We start from the raw sequence: 1876 nt of genomic DNA, 5'->3' as shown, positions 1-1876 counted from the left end.
AGGACACGCCGCTGGTGAAGCTGCGCGGCACGGAGCGGCATCGACTCGGCGCGCAGTGCGCGCACCGGGCTCCGTTGCGGCACAGCCTCGTCGCGACGGAATTGCCGGAGCTCGCAGTGCGCCCCCGCGCTTGAATCGCCAAGCGGCGCAAGCTTCAGGCCAAGCGGAAAGGAAAAAAGGCCGCAGCGGTTGCTGCGGCCTTTTGATGCTTTTTGGCGCCTTGCTGGCGGCTCCGGGATCGATTCAGCGTCGTGATCCGATGTCGGAGCGAATTTGGTGGGCCCTGAAGGATTCGAACCTTCGACCAACGGATTAAGAGTCCGCTGCTCTACCAACTGAGCTAAGAGCCCCCAAGAAAACCATCCGAAGTGGGTGGTGGGTCGTGCAGGATTCGAACCTGCGACCAACGGATTAAAAGTCCGCTGCTCTACCGACTGAGCTAACGACCCGAAGCCGCACTTCAAGCAGTGAAGGCCGGGTTGCCCCGACCTCCGCTACGTCGCTTCGAGGTGTTTGCCCCTCAGCAGAGCCTCAGATTATAGGACGGATTTTTGCGACCGCGCAAGCGCCTTCAAATAACGCCGCACCAACTCCGCCGCCGCGACCATGCCGAAGCCGGCCGTGACCGCCACGCTCGAGCCATAGCCATGGCAATTCAGGTTGGCGTCCAGGTCGCAGGCCGCCACGCCCTCCGGCCGGGTGACCGGCTCGCGCGAGAACACGCAGGTCACGCCCATCTTCCCGGCGCGTGGCGCCGCATGGAACTTGCGCAGCCGCTGACGCAGGTTGGCCAGCAGCGGATCGTGCGTGGTCTCGGCCAGGTCCAGGATCTCGACGTCCTGCGGCCGATGCTTGCCGCCGGCCGCGCCGATGCAGACCTGCGGCAGCTGCAGGGCCCTCGCCCAGGCCGCGATCCGCGCCTTGGCGCGCACCTGGTCGCAGGCGTCGACGATGCCGTCCACCTGCACGTCGCCCAGCAGCGCGGGCCAGTTCTGGTCGTCGACGAAATCCTCGATGGTGAGGACCTCGCAACCCGGATGGATGTCGGCGATGCGCTGCTTCAGCGCCTCTGCCTTGGCCATGCCCAGCGTGCTGCCCAGGGCCTGCACCTGGCGGTTGATGTTGGATTCGGCGACATGATCCAGGTCGACCAGCACCAGCCGGGCCACGCCCATGCGGGCCAGCGCCTCGACCACCCAGGAGCCCACGCCGCCCAGGCCGACGACGCAGAGGCGCGCGGCGCGCAGCCGCGCGTAGTCGCGCTCGCCATGCAGCCGGCGCAGGCCGCCGAAGCGGCGCTCGGCGTCCGCTTCCAGGTCGAGGGGGCCGTGCCCGGTGTCAAGGCTCACGATGGTCGCGCCCGGGAGCGCGGCTCAGCGCAGGCCGGCCGCGCGTTCCTTGGCGGCGCGGGCCGCCTCGCTGCCGGGATAGGCCTTCTGCAGGTCGTCCAGCGTCTTGCGGGCGCTCTTGGTGTCCTTGAGCTCGATCTGGCAGTTGGCGATCGCCAGCAGGCTTTCCGCGGCGCGCGGGTGATCCGGATTGGCGGCGACGAAGGCCTTGAAGGTCGCGATCGCGCCCTTGTAGTCGCGCTTGCCGTATTGGGCATTGCCCAGCCAGAAGCGCACCGAATCGGAATAGCCGCTCGCCGGGAACCGGGTCAGGAAGGTGGTGAAGGCGGACACCGCCTCATTGAAGTCGCCGCGGCGGATCAGGCCCATCGCGGCATCGAACTGGCGCTTCTCTTCCGGATCGGCCTGGAATTCCTTGCCGTCCAGCGACACCTTCTGCGGCTCCAGCGGGCGCAGCCGGTTGTCGAGCGTGGCCGACTGGTCGGCCACCTTGCGCTGGGTATCGGACAGGTCGCGCGCCAGCTGCT

The 1876-nt window shown here is 67.8% G+C and carries 2 protein-coding genes and 2 tRNA genes; all 4 read right to left on the bottom strand.

Annotation, left to right across the window (positions count from 1 at the left end):
- Positions 1 to 274 precede the first annotated feature (274 nt).
- Positions 275 to 350, bottom strand: a tRNA-Lys gene (locus FUT87_RS22975).
- A 23-nt stretch (positions 351 to 373) separates the two neighbouring features.
- Positions 374 to 449: transfer RNA gene (locus FUT87_RS22970), tRNA-Lys, on the bottom strand.
- 87 nt (positions 450 to 536) lie between these two features.
- Positions 537 to 1349 carry a ThiF family adenylyltransferase gene (locus FUT87_RS22965; protein WP_147242512.1) on the bottom strand — a complete coding sequence of 271 codons (813 nt, stop codon included), beginning with the start codon at positions 1347 to 1349 and terminating at the stop codon, positions 537 to 539.
- 24 nt (positions 1350 to 1373) lie between these two features.
- Positions 1374 to 1876: tol-pal system protein YbgF (ybgF, locus tag FUT87_RS22960; RefSeq protein ID WP_147242511.1), on the bottom strand; the 503-nt coding region annotated here is incomplete at its 5' end.

The organism is Mitsuaria sp. TWR114 (assembly GCF_007997345.1).
Note: the sequence above shows the minus strand (reverse complement) of the source record. Positions and strands in the feature narration are given on the sequence as shown.